The organism is Amycolatopsis keratiniphila, assembly GCF_000400635.2.
Taxonomy (GTDB): Bacteria; Actinomycetota; Actinomycetes; order Mycobacteriales; family Pseudonocardiaceae; genus Amycolatopsis; species Amycolatopsis keratiniphila.
On sequence record NC_021252.1, the window covers coordinates 7,348,854 to 7,367,395 of the forward strand.

The 18,542-nt window shown below is 67.9% G+C and carries 20 protein-coding genes; 2 read left to right on the forward strand and 18 right to left on the reverse strand.

All coding sequences use genetic code 11. The annotated features are described in order from the left end of the window. Nucleotides 1-44 precede the first annotated feature (44 nt). From AORI_RS73805 to AORI_RS73895, 18 genes are all read right to left on the reverse strand, one after another. On the reverse strand, nucleotides 45-203 hold the full coding sequence (locus AORI_RS73805; protein ID WP_228688237.1) for a hypothetical protein: 159 nt from the start codon (nucleotides 201-203) through the stop codon (nucleotides 45-47). 59 nt (nucleotides 204-262) lie between these two features. After that, a complete protein-coding gene (aroA, locus tag AORI_RS73810) occupies nucleotides 263-1,498 on the reverse strand; it encodes a 3-phosphoshikimate 1-carboxyvinyltransferase (RefSeq protein WP_016336849.1) in 1,236 nt (411 codons plus the stop codon). A gap of 104 nt (nucleotides 1,499-1,602) precedes the next feature. After that, nucleotides 1,603-2,037 (reverse strand): DUF2550 domain-containing protein, encoded by a 435-nt coding sequence (locus AORI_RS73815; RefSeq protein WP_016336850.1) that lies wholly within the window; start codon nucleotides 2,035-2,037, stop codon nucleotides 1,603-1,605. Between the two features lie 25 nt (nucleotides 2,038-2,062). After that, on the reverse strand, nucleotides 2,063-2,428 hold the full coding sequence (locus AORI_RS73820; RefSeq protein ID WP_016336851.1) for a F0F1 ATP synthase subunit epsilon: 366 nt from the start codon (nucleotides 2,426-2,428) through the stop codon (nucleotides 2,063-2,065). A gap of 114 nt (nucleotides 2,429-2,542) precedes the next feature. Beyond that, nucleotides 2,543-3,967 carry a F0F1 ATP synthase subunit beta gene (gene atpD, locus AORI_RS73825; protein WP_007028325.1) on the reverse strand — a complete coding sequence of 475 codons (1,425 nt, stop codon included), beginning with the start codon at nucleotides 3,965-3,967 and terminating at the stop codon, nucleotides 2,543-2,545. Next, nucleotides 3,967-4,905, reverse strand: coding sequence for a F0F1 ATP synthase subunit gamma (locus AORI_RS73830; RefSeq protein ID WP_016336852.1), 939 nt, complete (start codon nucleotides 4,903-4,905; stop codon nucleotides 3,967-3,969). The genes atpD and AORI_RS73830 overlap by 1 nt, the downstream gene beginning before the upstream one ends. A gap of 11 nt (nucleotides 4,906-4,916) precedes the next feature. Next, nucleotides 4,917-6,554, reverse strand: a complete 1,638-nt coding sequence (atpA, locus tag AORI_RS73835) for a F0F1 ATP synthase subunit alpha (protein ID WP_016336853.1) — start codon at nucleotides 6,552-6,554, stop codon at nucleotides 4,917-4,919. A 54-nt stretch (nucleotides 6,555-6,608) separates the two neighbouring features. Next, nucleotides 6,609-7,430, reverse strand: a complete 822-nt coding sequence (locus AORI_RS73840) for a F0F1 ATP synthase subunit delta (RefSeq protein WP_016336854.1) — start codon at nucleotides 7,428-7,430, stop codon at nucleotides 6,609-6,611. Between the two features lie 6 nt (nucleotides 7,431-7,436). Beyond that, nucleotides 7,437-7,994 carry a F0F1 ATP synthase subunit B gene (locus AORI_RS73845; protein ID WP_016336855.1) on the reverse strand — a complete coding sequence of 186 codons (558 nt, stop codon included), beginning with the start codon at nucleotides 7,992-7,994 and terminating at the stop codon, nucleotides 7,437-7,439. 34 nt (nucleotides 7,995-8,028) lie between these two features. Continuing rightward, nucleotides 8,029-8,286 carry an ATP synthase subunit c family protein gene (locus tag AORI_RS73850; RefSeq protein ID WP_016336856.1) on the reverse strand — a complete coding sequence of 86 codons (258 nt, stop codon included), beginning with the start codon at nucleotides 8,284-8,286 and terminating at the stop codon, nucleotides 8,029-8,031. Between the two features lie 61 nt (nucleotides 8,287-8,347). After that, on the reverse strand, nucleotides 8,348-9,145 hold the full coding sequence (gene atpB / locus AORI_RS73855) for a F0F1 ATP synthase subunit A (protein ID WP_016336857.1): 798 nt from the start codon (nucleotides 9,143-9,145) through the stop codon (nucleotides 8,348-8,350). A 379-nt stretch (nucleotides 9,146-9,524) separates the two neighbouring features. Beyond that, nucleotides 9,525-9,980, reverse strand: coding sequence for a Cg1360 family ATP-synthase-associated protein (locus tag AORI_RS73860; RefSeq protein ID WP_016336858.1), 456 nt, complete (start codon nucleotides 9,978-9,980; stop codon nucleotides 9,525-9,527). Nucleotides 9,981-10,036: 56 nt separating this feature from the next. Continuing rightward, on the reverse strand, nucleotides 10,037-11,188 hold the full coding sequence (locus AORI_RS73865) for a glycosyltransferase family 4 protein (RefSeq protein ID WP_016336859.1): 1,152 nt from the start codon (nucleotides 11,186-11,188) through the stop codon (nucleotides 10,037-10,039). 73 nt (nucleotides 11,189-11,261) lie between these two features. Beyond that, a complete protein-coding gene (locus AORI_RS73870; protein ID WP_037341398.1) occupies nucleotides 11,262-11,912 on the reverse strand; it encodes an L-threonylcarbamoyladenylate synthase in 651 nt (216 codons plus the stop codon). Nucleotides 11,913-12,231: 319 nt separating this feature from the next. Then, on the reverse strand, nucleotides 12,232-14,217 hold the full coding sequence (locus tag AORI_RS73880) for a M6 family metalloprotease domain-containing protein (protein ID WP_016336862.1): 1,986 nt from the start codon (nucleotides 14,215-14,217) through the stop codon (nucleotides 12,232-12,234). Between the two features lie 156 nt (nucleotides 14,218-14,373). Next, nucleotides 14,374-15,240 (reverse strand): peptide chain release factor N(5)-glutamine methyltransferase, encoded by an 867-nt coding sequence (gene prmC, locus AORI_RS73885; RefSeq protein WP_007028336.1) that lies wholly within the window; start codon nucleotides 15,238-15,240, stop codon nucleotides 14,374-14,376. A gap of 84 nt (nucleotides 15,241-15,324) precedes the next feature. Further along, on the reverse strand, nucleotides 15,325-15,873 hold the full coding sequence (locus AORI_RS73890) for an HD domain-containing protein (protein ID WP_016336863.1): 549 nt from the start codon (nucleotides 15,871-15,873) through the stop codon (nucleotides 15,325-15,327). A gap of 7 nt (nucleotides 15,874-15,880) precedes the next feature. Beyond that, nucleotides 15,881-16,228 carry a MerR family transcriptional regulator gene (locus AORI_RS73895; RefSeq protein ID WP_016336864.1) on the reverse strand — a complete coding sequence of 116 codons (348 nt, stop codon included), beginning with the start codon at nucleotides 16,226-16,228 and terminating at the stop codon, nucleotides 15,881-15,883. Nucleotides 16,229-16,287: 59 nt separating this feature from the next. Here AORI_RS73895 and AORI_RS73900 point away from each other — a divergent pair, with 59 nt between their 5' ends. Both AORI_RS73900 and wsfD read left to right on the forward strand, forming a co-directional pair. Continuing rightward, nucleotides 16,288-17,073, forward strand: a complete 786-nt coding sequence (locus AORI_RS73900; RefSeq protein WP_016336865.1) for an alpha/beta fold hydrolase — start codon at nucleotides 16,288-16,290, stop codon at nucleotides 17,071-17,073. 31 nt (nucleotides 17,074-17,104) lie between these two features. Beyond that, nucleotides 17,105-18,538, forward strand: coding sequence for a glycan biosynthesis hexose transferase WsfD (gene wsfD, locus AORI_RS73905; RefSeq protein WP_016336866.1), 1,434 nt, complete (start codon nucleotides 17,105-17,107; stop codon nucleotides 18,536-18,538). The last annotated feature ends 4 nt before the right edge of the window (nucleotides 18,539-18,542 follow it).

Sequence of the window (18,542 nt, forward strand, 5' to 3'; positions counted from 1 at the left end):
AGGACGCTTTCACCGCATCCGATGCGACGAAAGCGTCCTTCGGCTCACAATCGGCCTTGCTCCTGTGCTGCCCAATAGCGCTCGAGGTCGACGTCGGGCGTGCCGTCCTTGCCCGGGTCGATCGCCTTCATCGTGATCGTGTCCTCCAGGGACACGGGCTCGGGAAGGTGGCTCCAGCGGTTCGTGTCCTCGCTCTGAGTCATGGACCGAGAATAGACGTGGATCACGTCCGGAGCCCGGTAGAAATGCCGCATTCAGAGGACTAAATGCCCCAGGAAGTCCGGAGCGAAGCGAGCGCGTCGTGGAAGCCCGGGAAGGTCTTCTTCACGCAACCGGGGTCGTCCAGCGTGATCCCCGGCGTCCGCAACCCCGTGACGCTGAACGCCATCGCGATGCGGTGGTCCCGGCGGCACTTCACGAGCGCCCCGGACGGCGTGCCCGGCCGGATCTCGATCCAGTCCCGCCCTGTCTCCACCGAAACACCCATCGCGCGCAGATTCTCTTCGCACGCCGCCAGCCGGTCGCATTCCTTGATGCGCGTGTTGTAGACGTCCTCGATCCGCACCGGCCCGTCCGCGAACGGCGCGATGGCCGCGAGCGTCGGCACGGTGTCGGAGATGTCGCGCATGTTCACCGTGACACCGCGCAGGCCACCCGTCCCGGTCACGGTCACGGCGTCCGGACCGACCTCGACGTCCGCGCCCATCTGCCGCAGGACCTCGACGAAGGCCAGATCCCCTTGCAGGGCGCCCTCGCCGAGCCCCGGCACGGTGACCGAGCGACCGGTCAAAGCGGCCGCCGCGAAGAAGTAGCTGGACGTCGAAGCGTCGGGCTCGATCTCGTAGCGACAGGCCTGATACGGCGTGGGCGGCACGACGAACGTGTCGCCGTCACGGACGACCTCGACGCCGAAGCGCCGCATCATCGCGATGGTGATCTCGACGTAGGGCACCGAAACGAGGTCCGTGACGGTGATCCGGAGGCCCTCGGCCGTCAAGGGACCGACCAGCAGCAACGCGGTCAGGAACTGCGAGGACAGCCCCGCGTCCAGGGTCAGTTCGCCGCCCTTGATCCCGGCGGCCCGCACGACCAGGGGATGGTGGCCCGGCGTGCCTTCGAAGGTCAGGTCGACGCCCAGTTCCAGCAACGCGTCGGTGAGCGGCCCCAGCGGCCGCGCGCGCATCTGCTCGGAGGCGTCGAAGCGGAAGGTGCCGTGCCCGGCGGCGGCCAGTGCCGGCAGGAACCGCGCGGTGGTGGCGCCGTCGCGGCAGAAGACGTCGGCGCTGTCGACGGCGGGGCCTTCGGGCCTGCCCTCGATCGTCCACTCGCCGGGAGCGCGGGAGACCTGATAGCCGAGCTTGAGGAGGCCCTCGGCGAAGCCCTCGGAGTCGTCCGAACGCAGCGGCCTGCTCAGCACGGTCGTCCCGTGGGCGGCGGCCGCGAGGAACAGGCCTCGGGCGGTGATCGACTTCGAACCGGGGATGTCGACGATGGTCACGGCGTGAGCATACGGCGTGCCCGAAGGGCGAACTCGCGTGATCAGGGGCGCGACACGCGTGATTGAAGGCGGAACACGCGTGATCAGACGGACGACACGCGTGATCAGGAAGCGCGCGGGAGACGGCGGCCCGGCGGGGCCGACTCCAGCCAGGACAGGAAGCCGGTGAGGGCACCGGGACCCATCGCGATCTCGATCGCCTCCTGCTTGGCGGACTCGCACCGCAGCACGATCGAACCTTCGGGGACGGCGTACGCCTCCGTGCCGGAGGGGTCACGCCGGTCCGCGATCTCCATGCTTTCGCGCTCGAAGACGCGATCCGGGCCCGTCCGCAGGCTCCACACGCGGAACCAGACGAACTTCTCGCCCTCGTAGCGGCCCAGCCCCAGATGCCAGCTGGACCGCGCCTCGTCCGGACGCCACCGCAGGGCGACGCTCACCCCGCCACCGCGGCGCATCCGGACCCACCGCAACGAATACCAGGCCGCGAGCACGGCCAGGACGGTCAGGGCCCCGAGAACACCCACGGCGATTTCCACGGCCCGGCCCCTGTCCTTCGCCCGGTCAGACCGACTGACCGGCCGCGCGAAGCTGGGCGGTCGCCCTAGCCCGCTCTTGCTCGTCTTCGCCGGTCAGCGCCTTCTTGGCCGCGTCGACGTCGATCTCGTCCGAGAGCTCGGCGCTCTCGGCGAGGATGCTCACGCCGGTCGCGGTGACCGACAGGAACCCGCCGTGCACCGCGGCGGTCACGGTCTCGCCGTCCGTGGTCGTCACCTTCACGACGCCACCCTCGACGAGCTGGCCGAGAACCGGCTCGTGACCGGCCATGATGCCGATCTCGCCCTCGGTGGTCTGCGCCACCACGAACGTGGCGGTACCGGACCAGAGACGGCGCTCGACGGCTACCAGCTCGACAGAAATCTCAGCCACGTAGCTTCCCTTCACCTCAGGTGCTGGCACCGAGTGTAATAGTCAAAGGTTCCGGTATGCGAACGACGGGACCAGCGTCCACAGTAGACACTGATCCCGCCGCTCATCGGAACATCACTTCTTGGTGATTTCCTTGTACTTCTTCTCGAGGTCTTCGAGGCCACCGATACCCAGGAACGCCTGCTCCGGGTAGTGGTCGAAGTCGCCCTTGGTGATGCGGTCGAACGACTCGATGGTCTCCGACAGCGGCACGGTCGAGCCCGGGATCTGCGTGAACGCCTCGGCGACCAGCATGTTCTGCGACAGGAACCGCTCGATGCGGCGCGCGCGCTGAACGGTCAGCTTGTCCTCTTCCGAGAGCTCGTCCATACCGAGGATCGCGATGATGTCCTGCAGCTCCTTGTACTTCTGCAGGATCCGGATGACCTCGGAGGCCACGCGGTAGTGGTCCTCACCGACGATGGCCGGGTCGAGAATGGTCGACGTCGACGCCAGCGGGTCCACCGCCGGGAAGATGCCCTTCTGGAACACCGACCGCGAAAGCTCGGTGGTGGCGTCCAGGTGGGCGAACGTCGTCGCCGGGGCCGGGTCGGTGTAGTCGTCCGCGGGGACGTAGATCGCCTGCATCGAGGTGATCGAACGACCACGGGTCGAGGTGATCCGCTCCTGGAGCTGACCCATCTCGTCGGCCAGCGTCGGCTGGTAACCCACGGCCGAAGGCATGCGGCCCAGCAGGGTCGACACCTCGGAACCGGCCTGGGTGAACCGGAAGATGTTGTCGATGAAGAGCAGCACGTCCTGGTTCTGCACATCGCGGAAGTACTCCGCCATGGTCAGCGCGGACAGCGCGACCCGCATACGGGTGCCCGGCGGCTCGTCCATCTGACCGAAGACGAGGGCGGTGTCGTTGATGACGCCGTCCTCGGACATCTCCAGGAAGAGGTCGTTGCCCTCACGGGTGCGCTCGCCGACACCGGCGAACACCGAGGTACCACCGAAGTTCCGGGCGACACGGGTGATCATCTCCTTGATGAGCACCGTCTTGCCGACGCCGGCACCGCCGAACAGGCCGATCTTTCCACCCTGCACGTACGGGGTCAGCAGGTCGACGACCTTGAGGCCGGTCTCCAGCATCTCCGTCTTGCCTTCGAGCTGGTCGAAGGACGGCGGGTTGCGGTGGATGCCCCAGCGCTCGAGGTCGTCGCCGTAGCCGGGCTCGTCCAGGCACTCGCCGAGCGCGTTGTAGACGTGGCCCTTGACCTTGTCGCCGACCGGGACGGTGATGGGGCCGCCGGTGTCGGTGACCTCGGCGCCACGGACGAGACCGTCCTGCGGCTGGAGCGAAATGGTGCGGACGAGGTTGTCACCGAGGTGGCTGGCGACCTCGAGCGTCACCGTCTTGCGCAGCTGCTCGAACTCGATTTCGACCTTGAGCGCGTTGAACTGGTCGGGAACGGAACCGCGCGGGAATTCGACGTCGACGACCGGGCCGGTCACCGAGACGATGCGCCCCTTGGCACGGGCTTCAGTACTGGTCATCAGTCATCACTTCCTGCTGCGGTGAGAGCGTTCGCCCCACCGACGATTTCGGAGATCTCCTGGGTGATCTGCGCCTGGCGGGCCTGGTTCGCCTCCCGCGTCAGCGTGTTCACCAGTTCGTTCGCGTTGTCCGACGCCGCCTTCATCGCGGTGCGGCGGGCCGCGAGTTCGGACGCCGCCGACTCCAGCATCGCCGCGAAGAGCCGCGTGTTGATGTACTTCGGCAGCAACGCGGCGAGCAGCTTGTCGGCGCTGGGCTCGAACTCGTAGCTCGGGAGCAGGCTCTCGGGCTTCTCCTCTTCGCCCTCGGTGTACTCGACCTCGAGCGGCGCGACGCGCTTGGCGACCGGACGCTGGGTGAGCATCGAGACGAACTCGGTGTAGACGACGTGGATCTCGTCGACACCCAGGATGCCGTCGGCGTTGCCGGCCTCGTCGTCGGCGCCGTTCAGGAACGACTCGACGATGAGCTCGCCCGCCTCCGCGGCGTTGACGTAGCCGGGCTGGTCGGAGAAGCCCGTCCAGCTTTCGGCCACCTCGCGGCCACGGAACCGGTAGTAGCTCAGGCCCTTGTTGCCGGTCACGTACAGCACCGGCTCCTTGCCCTGCTCACGCAGCAGCGTGAGGAGCTCCTCGGTCGCCTTCAGCACGTTGGAGTTGTATCCACCGCACTGGCCCTTGTCGCTGGTGATCACGAGGACCGCCGCGCGCTTCGGGTTCGGACGCTCGACCAGAAGCGGGTGGTCGAGGTTGGCCGAGGCACCGGCCAGGGCCGAGAGCACGTTCGTGATCTCGTCCGAGTAGGGCCGGGACGCCGCGACCTTCGCCCGCGCCTTGGTGATGCGCGCGGTGGCGATGAGCTCCATCGCCTTGGTGATCTTGCCGATGGACTTGGTCGCCTTGATACGCGACCGGAGTTCTCGGAGTTGTGCGGCCATGAGCTATCAGCTCACTTCTTCGGGGCGGGCTTGTTGACCTTGACGGTCTCCTGCCCGACCTTCTCGGCGTCCATCGCGTCGGAGACCTCGACGAGGCTCTTGCCCTCGGCGGTGGTGAACTCCTTCTTGAACTCGTTCACCGCGTCGACCAGCCCGGAAGCGGTCTCGTCGGAGAACTTGCCCGACTCGCGGATGTCCTTGAGGAGCTCTCCGTGCTTACGGCGCGCGGACTCGATGAACTCGTGGTTGAAGCGGCGCACGTCCTCGGTCGGGACCGAGTCGTAGTGCCCGTTGGTGCCGAGGTACACCGTGACGACCTGCTCCTCGACCGGGATCGGGGAGTACTGCGGCTGCTTGAGCACCTCGTACAGGCGGGCACCGCGCTCGAGCTGCGCCTTCGAGGCGTCGTCGAGGTCCGAGGCGAAGGCCGCGAAGGCCTCCAGCTCGCGGTACTGCGACAGGTCGATACGGAGCGAACCCGAAACCGACTTCATCGCCTTGACCTGCGCGGCACCACCCACGCGGGAAACCGAGATACCCACGTCGATGGCCGGGCGCTGACCGGCGTTGAACAGGTCCGACTGGAAGAAGCACTGACCGTCGGTGATCGAGATGACGTTGGTCGGGATGTAGGCCGACACGTCGTTCGCCTTGGTCTCGATGATCGGGAGACCGGTCAGCGAGCCCGCGCCCAGCTCGTCCGAGAGCTTCGCGCAACGCTCGAGGAGACGGGAGTGCAAGTAGAAGACGTCGCCGGGGAAGGCTTCACGGCCCGGCGGGCGACGCAGCAGCAGCGAGATCGCGCGGTAGGCGTCGGCCTGCTTGGTCAGGTCGTCGAACACGATGAGGACGTGCTTGCCCTCGTACATCCAGTGCTGGCCGATGGCCGAGCCGGTGTACGGCGCGATCCACTTGAAGCCGGCGGAGTCCGACGCGGGGGCCGCGACGATGGTGGTGTACTCCATCGCGCCGGCGTCCTCGAGGGACTTCTTGACCGCGGCGATCGTGGAGCCCTTCTGGCCGACCGCGACGTAGATGCAGCGAACCTGCTTCTTCGGGTCGCCGGTCTCCCAGTTGGCCTTCTGGTTGATGATCGTGTCCACCGCGACGGCCGTCTTACCGGTCTTGCGGTCACCGATGATCAGCTGGCGCTGGCCACGGCCGATCGGGGTCATCGCGTCGATCGCGGTGATACCGGTCTGCAGCGGCTCGGACACCGGCTGGCGCTCGACCACCGAAGCGGCCTTGACCTCCAGCGGGCGACGCTCGGTGGTCTCGATCTCGCCGAGGCCGTCGATCGGGGCGCCCAGCGGGTTCACGACGCGGCCGAGGTAGCCCTCGCCGACCGGAACCGAGAGGACCTGACCGGTCCGCTTGACTTCCTGACCTTCGACGACGGTCTCGAAGTCACCGAGGATCGCGGCACCGATGGAGCGCGCGTCCAGGTTCAGCGCCACGCCGAGGACCCCGCCGGGGAACTCGAGCAGCTCGTTGGCCATCGCCGAGGGAAGACCCTCGATGTGGGCGATACCGTCACCGGCGTCGACGACGACGCCAACCTCTTCCCGGCTCACGTCCGGGGCGTAACTCGAGACGTAGTTCTCGATCGCGCTACGGATCTCATCCGAGGAGATCGTCAGCTCCGCCATTTCGTTCCCGCTCTCGCTTCGTTCGTGCCAGTGTGCAAAGTCGTTGTTATGGGGTCAGCCGGCCAGCCGGCGACGCAGGGCGTCGATCCGCCCCGCGGTGCTGCCGTCGATGACCTCGTCGCCGACGCGGACGACGAGCCCGCCGCCGAGTGACGGGTCGACCTCGACGTGCAGCGCGAGCTGCCGCCCGTAAAGGGCGTTGAGCTTCTCGCTCAGCCGAGCCTGCTGTTCGTCGGACAGCGCGCTCGCGCTGGTCACCCGGGCGACCGAGCGTTCACGGCGTTCCGCGGCCAGCTGGACCAGCTCTTCGAGGGCGTTGCCGACCCCGCGGCCCTTGGCGCGCAGGACGACCTGCTCGACGAGGGTCTTGGTGACCACGTCCACCTTGTCGGCGAACAGGGTGCGGACGAGGGTCCGCTTCGCCTCGGCGGGTGCGGTCAGGTCGGACAGTGCCCGTTCGAGCTCCGGCTCACCCGCGACGATACGGCTGACCCGGAACAGCTGGTCTTCGACAGCGTCGATGTTCCCGGACTTCTCCGCACTGGTGAGCAGCGCCGAGCGGCCGAGGGCCTCGAGCCCGTCGGTCAGTTCGCGCGGGCTCGACCAGCGGCTGCCCGCCACGGAGTCGAGCACCTGCAGGGCCGGTTCGGAAACCTTGCCCGCGAGGACCCCGCGGGCGAGGCCGATCCGGGCTTCGGACGAGGCCGAACCGTCGGCGACGGCCCGGCGCAGGCCGATCTCCCGGTCCAGCAGGGCGACGACCGAAAGCAGCTCGTCGCCGACCGTCGCCGGGTCCGTACCCGCGGCGGCCAGAACCTCGCCGAGACGCTTCTCGGCGAGGTCGAGCGCTTCACGGCTCGCAGCATGCAGCGTCATTCTGGTCTACTTCCCCGCTCCGTTGGAGGCACCAGCGGTCTCCAGCTCGGCAAGGAACCGGTCCACGGTGCCGTGGCGGCGCGCGTCGTCCGCGAGCGACTCGCCGACGATGCGGCTGGCCAGCTCGACGGAGTTACGGCCGAGTTCGGCGCGCAGCTCGGCGATGATCTGCGCCTTCTGGGCCTGCAGCTGAGCCTGCCCCTGGGCGACGATGCGCTGGGACTCGGCTTCGGCCTCGGCCCGCAGCTCCGCCTTGATCTGCTCGGCTTCGAGCCGGGCGTCGTCGCGGATCTTCGCGGCCTCGGAACGGGCTTCCGCCAGCTGCGCCTTGTACTGCGCAAGGTTTTCTTCGGCTTCGGCCTGAGCCTTTTCGGCCCGCTCGATGCCACCCTCGATCAGCTTGGTCCGCTCCTCGTAGGTCGCCTCGAAACGGGGAACGACGTACTTCTTCAGAACGAACAGCAGCAGAAGGAAGGCGATGAACCCGAGAATGAGCTCGGGAACGTGCGGCACGATCGGGTTGGGCGCGTCTCCGGCGGCCAACACCAATTCGGTCTTCAGCACAACGTCTCCTTAAGCGAGATGAGCCAGGAAAAACTCAGCCGACGGAGGCGAGGAAGTAGATAACGATACCGATCAGCGCCAGCACCTCGGTCAGCACGAAGGTGGAGAAGGCGATGCTCTGCAGCTTGCCCTGCGCCTCCGGCTGACGGGCGGTGCCGTTGATGACCGCGGCGAAGATCAGACCCACACCGATACCGGGGCCGATCGCACCGAGGCCGTAGCCGATGGCGGCGAGACCCGGGTTGATGTTGGAAGCGGCCTCGGCAGCCTGCGCAAGAACGATGTTGCTCACGTGCGTTTCCCTTCAAACTCGGTCCGCGCGACTCACGCGGATCGGGGGCTTTTGGTGTTTCTCAGTGCTCCGACGCCAGCGCGGCGCCGATGTACCCTGCGGACAGCAGTGCGAAAATGTATGCCTGCAGGACCTGGATGAATGCCTCCAGGAACGTCATCGCGATGGCGAACAGGAACGCCACCGGCGACGCGACCTTCACGATGCCTTCGCCCTCGGTCAGCAGGAAGCTCCCGCCGAGCGTGAAGACCATGATGATGAGGTGACCGGCGAACATCGCGGCGAACACCCGGATGGCCAGCGTGGCCGGCGCGATGAAGAACTTCTGCGCGAACTCGATGGTGGAGTACAGCGGCAGAACGAATCCGGGGATGCCGGGCGGCGCCAGTTCCTTCTTCATGTAGTGACCGAAGCCGTGGCGCTTGATGCCGACGTAGTGGTACACCGGGTAAACAACGAGGAACGCGAGAGCGACGGGGAAGCCGAATCGGGCCATCGTCGGGAACTGGAAGAACGGGATGATCCCGAAGAGGTTGTTGACCAGGATGAAGCTGAACAACCCGAGGATCAGCGGAATGAACGGCTTGAAGTCGGCCGAACCGATCTGCTCACGCGCGATGTTGTTGCGGCCGAAGTTGTAAATCGACTCGGCGATGAACTGCCCCTTGCCGGGGACGACCTTGAGCCGGCGCGACGTCACCATGAAGTAGGTGATGATGATGATCAGGGAGATGACCACCAGCAGCATCGGCTTGGTGAAGCTCAACCAATAGCCGGAACCGAACAACGGCGGCAGGTTGAAGTCTTTGACACCAGGCGGCGCGAACTCCGCACCCTCGGCTAGTACCAGCGCGCCCACTGGGCTCCTTCCGGTTCTCCCGGCCGGCGTTCACTCCGCCGGGGGAATCGTCACGATCTGGACTTAACGTACCCGACACGTATCGGGCCGTCGGAGGCGGCCACCCCACGATGTGCTGAACACGGTTTCACGTTCCGCACACGAGGATTCTCGATGCAGTGCTCCCGGGAGACAGACGCCTACCAGCGGGTAATGAGGGACGATTCAACGCCGTCGCCACACTGCTGTTCGGGGTTCGTCATCAGGAGCCGGCAGCCGAGGCCGCCGCCCATACGCGGACCATATCAGCAGGTACCGACGGGCCGTACAGGCGTACTACATTGCCCCTGATCGGCCGAGGACCTAGGTCCCGTCCCAGGTCAGGACCTGGGTCCCGAAATCAGCGGGAGGCCGGGATGATCGTCGGGATCTTGGTCTTGCGGAAGGCCGCGAACTCCACCGCGGCGGCCACCAGGATGGCGACGATCATGGTGACACCCAGGGCCATCGGGTGAATCGACGTCACTCCGCGGAGCAGGCTCAGCGCCGCGAACAGCACGACGACCTTGAGCACGTAGCCACCGAGGGCGATCACCATCACGAACATCGGGTCCATGCCCGCGCTGAAGCGCATCAGGCCCAGCGTCGCGAGCGCGGACACGATGGCGAGCACGCCACCGATGACCGAGCCGAGCAGGCCCGGGAGTCCATTGAGGATGGTGAAGACCACGATGCAGATCAGCACCGCCGGCGGCACCAGCTTCAGGGAGGCCTTCATCATCGCGTTGGCCGCCTGCAGAACCACCTTGGCGTGGGGGTTCTCCTCCGCCTCGACGGTCTTCTCGGTCTCGCTCACAGAAAACTCCCTGGTCGTCTCAGCCCGCCAGTGTAGGCCCGTGCCGATGCGGGCCTTCAGGCAGTCCGGTTCCGCGACCGCAGTCTCGGCACGATCGACACCAGCGTCGCCAGCAGGAAGCCGAATCCGACAATCCAGAAAACCGCGACACTGTCGAAAAGCGTCACCGAAACGGCGCCGAACGCGAGCAGGCCCGCCCACAAATAGATGAGCAGCACCGCACGACGCTGGGAGTGGCCGATCTCCAGCAGGCGGTGGTGCAGATGCATCTTGTCCGCCGCGAAGGGGCTCTCGCCGCGGCGGGTGCGGCGGATGACCGCCATGATCAGGTCGAGCAGCGGCACGAACAGCACCGCGGCGACCACCACGAGCGGCGAGAGCAGCGCGAGCGCGTCCTTTCCGCTGAACTGCGGGTACGGCACGCGGCCCGACGCGGACGTCGTCGCACCGGCCAGCATGAGCCCGATCATCATCGAGCCCGAATCGCCCATGAAGATCTTCGCGGGCTGGAAGTTGTACGGCAGGAAGCCGAGACAGGCCCCCGCGAGCGTGGCGGCGATGAGGGCAGGCGGGTACGCGCCGACGTCGCCGCCCGAGGAGTCGAGCAGGCCGAGCGAGAAGGAACAGGTCGCCGCGGCGGCGATGAAGCCGAGGCCGCCGGCGAGACCGTCGAGGCCGTCGACGAAGTTCATCGCGTTGACCATGACGACCACCAGCACGACGGTCAGCAGCGCGCCCTGGTTCTTGTCCAGCACCAGCACCTGGCCGAAGGAGTCGCCACCGCCGCCCCACGGCACCCAGAACGACACCCACTGCACACCGAAGATCACCAGGATCCCGGCGCACATGACCTGGCCCGCGAGCTTCGTCCAGGCGTCCAGCTCGAACCGGTCGTCGAGCGCGCCGATCAGGGAGATCACCCCGGCGGCGAGCAGGACACCCAGCGAGTCGAAGGAGAAGTCGAAGCCTCGGCTCAGCGCGGGCAGCTGGTGCGCGAGCCCCATCGCGGCGGCGACACCGAGGAAGATGCCGATGCCGCCCATCCGCGGGATCGGGGTGACGTGGACGTCGCGGGCCCGCGGGTTGGCGATCGCGCCGATCCGGATGGCGACCCGGCGCACGACACCGGTGAGCAGGAAGGTCACGGCCGCCGCGGTGAGGGCGACGAGGAGGTATTCCCGGATCGGGAGGCCTTGCGTGGGAGGCATGGTGCGTTACGCCGCCGAGGTCCAAGTCACTCGAACACGCTACCGCGTCAGGGGGATACGGCGGCCGACGGTCCTAGGCCAGTGACTCCGCGGGCACACCCAGTACTTCCGCGACGGCGGCGCGGCTGACCGCGCCCTCCCGCAGGATGACCGGGTCGTCGCCGGTGAGATCGACCATCGTGGACGGAACGGGCTCGCCGGACGAGCCGCCGTCGAGGTACACCGCGACGCTGTCACCGAGCTGGTCGACCGCTTCCTGCGCGGTGGTCGCGGGCGGACGGCCGGACACGTTCGCGCTCGAAACCGCCATCGGGCCGACGTCACGCAGCAGTTCCAGCGCGACCGGGTGCAGCGGCATCCGGAGCATCACCGTTCCGCGTGACTGGCCGAGATCCCACTGCAGGCTCGGGGCGTGCGGGAGGATGATCGAGAGGTCGCCGGGCCAGAAGGCCTCGATGAGCGCGCGGGCCTGCGGCGGCGTGCCGAGCACGAGTCCGTCCACAGTGGACCAGGAGCCGACCAGGACACCGACCGGCATGTCCGGGCCGCGGTGCTTGGCCCGCAGGAGGGACTGGACGGCGCCGCCGTCGAAGGCGTCCGCGCCGATGCCGTAGACCGTGTCGGTCGGGAGGACGACCAGGCGGCTGGAGCGCACCGCGCTCGCCGCCGCGGCGAGCCCGTCGGCCCGGGATTCGTGCTTGCTGCAGTCGTACACCGCGCTCATGGGCAGTGAGCGTAGCGCTGCGGTGTGGCGGGGCTCGCCAAGGTGCCCGTGTCGGCCGGGTGTTCTCGGCCGGGGCGGTCGTGAATGTCGATTCGGGTCAGGGCCGTGAAGGCCTCCTCGCCTACCCTGAAGGTAGTGAAGGTCCCCTTTCCCGAGTACATGAAGGCCTCCTTCCTTGCGCCTGGCGCAAGGAAGGAGGCCTTCATGTACTCGGCTTCAGGTGCGCAACCCGTAGTACCGAGGTGGGCCAGTGTCATGAAAGGGTCGTTCAGGACGTTTTTCGTCCTGAACGACCCTTTCATGACATACGGAGCGAGCGTCAGAAGGCGAAAGCGGTACAGAACGACGTCGCCGTCTTCGCCGGGTCCGCGATCGACGTCGCGGTCAGCTTGATGTGCGCGACGTGGTCACCGCCCGCGGCCCGTTTGGCGTGCGCGGTCGCCGAAGAGCGTCCGCCGAACGGGACGGTGGACAGCTCGTTCGGCAGCCGCACCTCCCAGCCCTTCGCGCTGGTGGACGCGCTCAGGCGATAGGTGTCGGTGTCGTACGGCGCCACCGCGCCCTTCGCGTTGCCCGTGTTGAGCACCGGGAACGAGCAGCTCGCGAGCCCCTGCTTGGCGAACGCCGGGGCCGACGGCCACAGCGAAACGCCCCTGGCCTGCGAGCCCCCTCCGTCGAGCGAAGCCACCGTGACGACGTAGGACAGCACGCCCTTGCGGTCGCGTTCGATGTCGGAGACGAGGAACTTCAGCCTGTTCGCCTCGTCGGTGTACTCGTACTTGCTCGCGGACCCGGTGCCCGCCTTGAACGCGGCGTCGTTGAGCTGGCGGTAGTCGCCGATCGGGATCGGTACCGGGGTGCCGTCCGGCTTCTTGTAGTCGGTCATGCCGATGTCGGCCGGGTTCGCGTCGATGATCCATTCGAACGGCGCGTTGTCCTGGTTCTTCGTCTTCGTGATCAGGACACCGGAATCGGGGGCGAAGGAATCGCTGCCCATCCGGTCGACGACCTCGACGGTGTAATTGTGGTAGCCGCCGCCGTCGCAGAACGGATCCTTCGAGCGGTCGCATTTCGGCGAAAGGTCCCCGCCGGTGAGCGCGATGTTGATGCCGCTGTAGGCGCCCGGTCCCGGCAGGACCGAACGCGCCGTGATCCTCGCCGAAACCGGGCCGGTCTTGGCCAACTGGTTCCGGTCGAGCTTCAGGACGTCTTCGGGATCGATGATGTCGAGCTTCATCTTGGTGCGCAGCATGTGGTGCGAGCCCATCGAGCCGCCCTGCGTCGCCGGGATCTGCCAGCGCGTGTGCGGTCCGCCCGGGCCGTTGAAGCTGCCGCGCGACATCATCTCCCACGGACCGGTGTAGGTCCTGGACGGCGGAGTGCCGAACGGGTTGTTGTAATTGTCGCCGATGCCGAGAATATGGCTCAATTCGTGCGCGTAAACCGCCTGGCCCGAGCTTTCGGCCTGGGTCGAGGAACCGGTGACGGCGTTCGGCCAGATACTCGCCGCCGATTTCCACGACGTCCACGGGACGTAGCGGGTGGACGCGGCGTTCGGCATTCCGGCGACACCGGGGCCGAATTCGTCGGGCACGTTCCCCGGCTCGCCGAACTTCATCACGCCGAATTCCTGCCAGGTCGCGCTCTCGTCCTGGCCGGCGGAGAGATAGAAGACGAAGTCGAACTGCTTGGCGACGTCACCCACGTCCGCCCGCCAGGCCGCGCCCGCGTCGGCGCGCAGGTCGCGTTTGCAGTTCGCGTCCGGCGGACAGGCGTCGGGCTGGAACTCCATGCCGTATTCGAAGGACTTGCCGGGCAGGCGGTACGGCCCGAACGCGGTCAGGTCGACCCCCATCCGGCCGCCGGAGTCCTCCATCCAATATTCGTTGATGGTGTGGCCGCGGTTGATCGCCTGCGGTTTGTTGAGGAAGTCCTGGTAGAACTTCGCGACGTCCGCCCGCGGGATGTTGCTGGCGGCGGGGCCGGGGTTGCCGAACACCGTCGAGTGCGCCGGTTGCGTGACCGCGAACTCCTGATCGGGGTAGTCCGCCAGCACCACAGCGCCCTTGAAGGTCCGCTTCGTCGGCTTCAGCGCGGGGTCGGCCCAGTTCGTGCCGGGCGGTTTGCGGTAGTCGTCCCACGTCATGTGGTCCTGGTTCTCCCAGGTCGACCCGTCGATCGGGGCGGGCCAGCCTTTCACCGGCGCCTCGGCGGACGCGGGCTGGGCGACCAGACCCGGCAGCAGCGCGACGGTGGCGAGGACGGCGAGTGTTCTGAGTGGGGCTCGTCGGAGAGACGATCGCATCGGGGTACACCTCCCAGTCGGACCGCCGATGAGGCGGCCGTGATCGACGTTAGGAGGTGGGCTTTGCCCTCGGCACCGCCGGAAGTCGTGAGTCTCGCTAACTATCCGGCCCAACGTCCTGCTCCATCCCGCATTCAGAGGACGAAACGCAGGGGGTCAGGAGACGCGCAGGGCGGTGACGAAACGCGGCCGTCCGGCGAGGTCGAGGTGACCCTGCACGTCCGTGAGCACCCGCCGCGCCCGCACAAGCGCCGGGACGGCGGAGCCGTGCGTGTCGTCGTGCTCGATCGCCATCCCGCCGGTGGGCCGCAGCAGGCGCGCGGCGGCCGCGATCGCGTGCCGGATCACCGCCAGCCCGCTCTCTTCCGCGAACACCGCCCGCGGCGGGTCGTGTTCGGCGACCTCCGCCGGCACCGGCGTGCCTTCCGGGACGTACGGAGGGTTGCACAGGACCAGGTCGACGAGCCCGTCGAGTTCGGCGAACATCGTGCTGTCCGCGACGTCGCCGGAGTACAGCCGGATGGGCGTGTCCCCCGCGTCGGCGTGCACGTCGGCGTTGTGCCGGGCCCACGCGAGCGCCTGCGCGTCGATGTCGACGGCGTAGACCACCGCGTCCGGCCGCGCGTGCTGCACGGCCAGCGCCAGCGCGCCGGAGCCGGTGCACAGGTCGACCACCACCGGGTACTCGCGTCCGTGCAGGAGTTTGAGGCCCCATTCCAGGAGCAGCTCGGTCTCCGGGCGCGGGACGAACACCCCGGCGCCGACGTTGACCGTGATGTCGCCGAGCGCGGCCCAGCCGGTGAGGTACTGCAGCGGGATCCGTTTGGCCCGCTGGTTCACGAGCTGGCCGATCGCGTCGATGACCGGCGGGTCCACCAGCGGCACCATCGGCAGGCGGCCGCGTTCGACACCGAGGACGTGGGAGGCGATCAGTTCCGCGTCCGAACGCGGTGACGCCACTCCGGCCTCGGTGAGGATGCGGGTCGCTTCCATGATGGCGAGGCGCAACGGCTGCCGGTTCACTGGTGTTCCTTCACAGAGTCAAGCCTGACACACGAGGCACGCGTGCCGGGGTCGATACACGCGGGCTCAGGGTATCGATTCCTTTCAGCGCACCCGCCACGAGAGCGAAGACAGCGTCAGCGCCGCTTCGGCCACCCGACGCGCGAGGTCTGTCTGGAGGCTCTTCGTCGCCGAAGCGATCCATTCGTCTACGTTCCGTACACCGATGTCGCGGTACTCGACGGCCTGAAGCAGCATTTCGAGCTTGTCCGCGTCGCGCGCGTAGAGCGCTTCAGGGCTTTCGGCGGACTCGTACTCGTCGACGGCGTCACGCACCGAATCACGCGCGGCACCGGGGAGCGCCGACGTCTGCGCGGCGGTGATCGCCCGCGGATCCGGCTTCTCGACGAACCCCTTGATCGTGTGCGGGAGGTCCCCGGTCCGCGTCTCCTGCGTGTCGTGCCACAGCGCGAGGTACGCCGCCCGCGCCGGATCCGCGCCGCCCTCGGCCGCGAGGAGGCCGGCCAGCTGCGCGACCCGCGTGGTGTGCTCGGCCACCGATTCGGGATCGCGGACTCCGGCCTGCCACCAGCCCGCCCGCCGGATCCGCTTGAGCACACCCAGTTCGAACCCGAATCTGGCCAGGGCTTCCACAGTTCTCCTACGCGTCGACGGTGAGATATCCGGCCAGTGTCCCGCGCCGCAGCCGGAGCGTGTCGATGCGGTCGTCCATTTCGGCCAGTTCCCGCCGGATCTCCGCCACCACGGTCGGGCACATGTCCAGCTCGGGCAGTTCACCCGTGGCGCACGGAAGCATCTTGCCGATGACCTGCGTGCTCAGCCCGGCCGCGAGGAGCGCGCGGATCTGCCGCACCGTGGTGACCGCGTCGTCGTCGAAGGTGCGGTAACCGTTGGAATCGCGCCGCGACACCAGCAGCCCCTGCTCCTCGTAGTAACGCAACAGCCGCTGGCTCACGCCGGTCCGCCGGGACAGCTCGCCGATCAGCATGTGACCCCCGTCATCCGAGTTTGACCTTCACATCGATGTCAGTATCTAACGTCGCCGGCATGACGAATCATTTCGCGCACGTCGTCCGCGGTTCCGGTCCTGGCCTGCTGCTCGCCCACGGCGCCGGCGGCGGCGTCGAGGGCAACTTCGGGAGCATCCTCGACGACCTCGCCCGCACCCACACCGTCGTCGGTCCCGACTACCCCGGCTCCGGGGCCACGCCGCGCAGCACCGAGCCGCTGGACCTCGACGCCGTCGCGGACGAACTGGTCTCCATCGCCGTCGACGCCGGTCTCGAACGCTTCGCGATCCTCGGCTATTCGCTCGGCACCGCAGTCGCCGTCCGCGCCACGACGCGGCACCCCGATCGGGTCACCGGGCTCATCCTGACCGCCGGGCTCACGAAACCGGACAACCGGCTCCTGCTGGGTCTGGACGTCTGGCGCGAACTGCTGCGCGGCGACCGGAGGCTGCTGGCGAAGTTCCTCACCTTCGCCGGCACCGGGGAGAAGCAGCTGAACGCGCTGACACCCGCGGAGCTCGAAGCCGCCATCGACGGGCTGGTCGAGTTCGTCCCTGAGGGCAGCCCGGAACACGTGGACCTGGTCGCGAGGATCGACACCCGGGCTGAACTGGCCGGGATCTCGGTCCCCACCCTCGTCGTCGCCACGGCGCTCGACCGGTTCGTCCCGCCCACCCATTCGCGCGAACTCGCGGCCGGGATCCCCGGCGCCGAACTCGTCGAGATCGAGGCCGGGCACGGTATCGGCGCCGAGGCGCCCGGCGAATGGCTCGGCGTGATCCAAAAGTTCCTCTCCGCAAGTGTTGGAGAGGGTACGAACTGATCACCCTGCGGAATCTTCTAAGGTGACGCGGGTGAAGATCCGGGAAATCCGACTGACCTTGGGCGTGTTCTTCGCCGCGCTCGGGGTGCTCCTCGTCCGTTTCCTGGTGCCGCGGCCGATCGGCATGGCCGACAACGGCGACGGCTGGCGCATCCTGTGCCAGCTCGGCGCCCGCGAGCTCGACCGGCCGTCGGAATACTTCGTCCGCTTCTCCTACGGTCCCGCCCCGGCCTGCAACAGCGAGTACATCTCCAGCCAGAGCTGGATCGACAAGATCGCCAGCGAGATCGGGCAGTTGCTCGGCTCGTCCGCGATCCTGAACCTGCTGGTGCTGGGGGTGCTCGGCTGTCTGCTGGTCGCGGGCGGGATCGCCGCGATCGTCGTGGGCCTGCGCCTTTCGGTCCGCGCCAGCGTCATCGCCACGGCCGCGCTGCTGCTGGTCGCGGCGGACTCGGCCTTCTTCGGGTACTTCGCCTCCGTGCTGAGCGAGGGCGCCGCCTTCCTCGGGATGCTCCTGCTCGCCGGTGGACTCCTACTCATGCACCGCACCGGGCCGTGGCGCTACACCGGGGCCGCGGTCACCGTGCTCGGCGCGATGATCGGGATCAACGCGAAATCGCAGACGCTGCTGCTGATCCCGCTGTTCGCGATCGCGCTGCTGTTCGTCCGGCCCGAAGGCAGCCGCGGCCTGGCCCGGTGGGCGCTGCCGCTGGCCGTGCTCGCCGTCGTCGGCACGGGTACCGCGCTGGTGCAGGGGGCGGGCGACTCGGCCAACGCGGAGTACCGCGAGGCCAACATGTACCACGTCGTGTTCAACGGGATCGTGGACGGGAAACACGACACCACCGCCGACCTCGCCGCGCTGGGCCTGCCGCCCGAGTTCGCGAAGTACATCGGCACGGGCTGGTGGAGCGCGAACGCGGCCTGGCGCGACCCCGAGTACGCCAAGTACCGCGACAAGATCAGCCGACGCAACGTCGCCCAGTACTACCTGGATCACCCGGTGCGTGTCGTCGAGATGCTGCACCGGTCCGCGCAGGAGACGCTGACCGCGCGGGTGCCGAACCTCGGCAGCTTCGGTGAGCACGCCGGGCAGCCGCCGCTCGCCAAGGAGTATCGGATCCCGGTGCTGTCCGGGATCACCGGCTGGATCGCCCCGCTGGGGCTTTTCGCCCTGCTGCCGATCTGGCTGCTCATCGGCTGGGCGGGGCTCCGCGCCTTCCGCAACCGCACCGGACGCCGTGACGTCGGCATCGTGGTGCTCATGTTCCTGCTCTTCGCGATGGGCCAAATCCTGGTGTCCGGTCTCGCGGAAGGCATCGAGAACGTCAAGCACCAGCAGCTGACGATCTATCCGACACTGCTCGCCGCCGCCTTCGCCGCGCTCTCGTTCCTGCCGAAGCGCAAGGAAGAACCGCCGGCGGCCGAGGAACGCGAGCCGGAGACGGCGTCCCTTTCCGCCTGAGCGG

Excerpts from the sequence above, each read along its gene's own strand:
- AORI_RS73870 (WP_037341398.1), bottom strand. The coding sequence starts at position 11,912 with ATGAGCGCGGTGTACGACTGCAGCAAGCACGAATCCCGGGCCGACGGG.
- AORI_RS73895 (WP_016336864.1), bottom strand. The coding sequence starts at position 16,228 with ATGCTGATCGGCGAGCTGTCCCGGCGGACCGGCGTGAGCCAGCGGCTG.
- AORI_RS73805 (WP_228688237.1), bottom strand. The coding sequence starts at position 203 with ATGACTCAGAGCGAGGACACGAACCGCTGGAGCCACCTTCCCGAGCCC.
- AORI_RS73840 (WP_016336854.1), bottom strand. The coding sequence starts at position 7,430 with ATGACGCTGCATGCTGCGAGCCGTGAAGCGCTCGACCTCGCCGAGAAG.
- AORI_RS73830 (WP_016336852.1), bottom strand. The coding sequence starts at position 4,905 with ATGGCCGCACAACTCCGAGAACTCCGGTCGCGTATCAAGGCGACCAAG.
- AORI_RS73865 (WP_016336859.1), bottom strand. The coding sequence starts at position 11,188 with ATGCCTCCCACGCAAGGCCTCCCGATCCGGGAATACCTCCTCGTCGCC.
- atpD (WP_007028325.1), bottom strand. The coding sequence starts at position 3,967 with ATGACCAGTACTGAAGCCCGTGCCAAGGGGCGCATCGTCTCGGTGACC.
- AORI_RS73900 (WP_016336865.1), top strand. The coding sequence starts at position 16,288 with ATGACGAATCATTTCGCGCACGTCGTCCGCGGTTCCGGTCCTGGCCTG.
- AORI_RS73880 (WP_016336862.1), bottom strand. The coding sequence starts at position 14,217 with ATGCGATCGTCTCTCCGACGAGCCCCACTCAGAACACTCGCCGTCCTC.
- atpA (WP_016336853.1), bottom strand. The coding sequence starts at position 6,554 with ATGGCGGAGCTGACGATCTCCTCGGATGAGATCCGTAGCGCGATCGAG.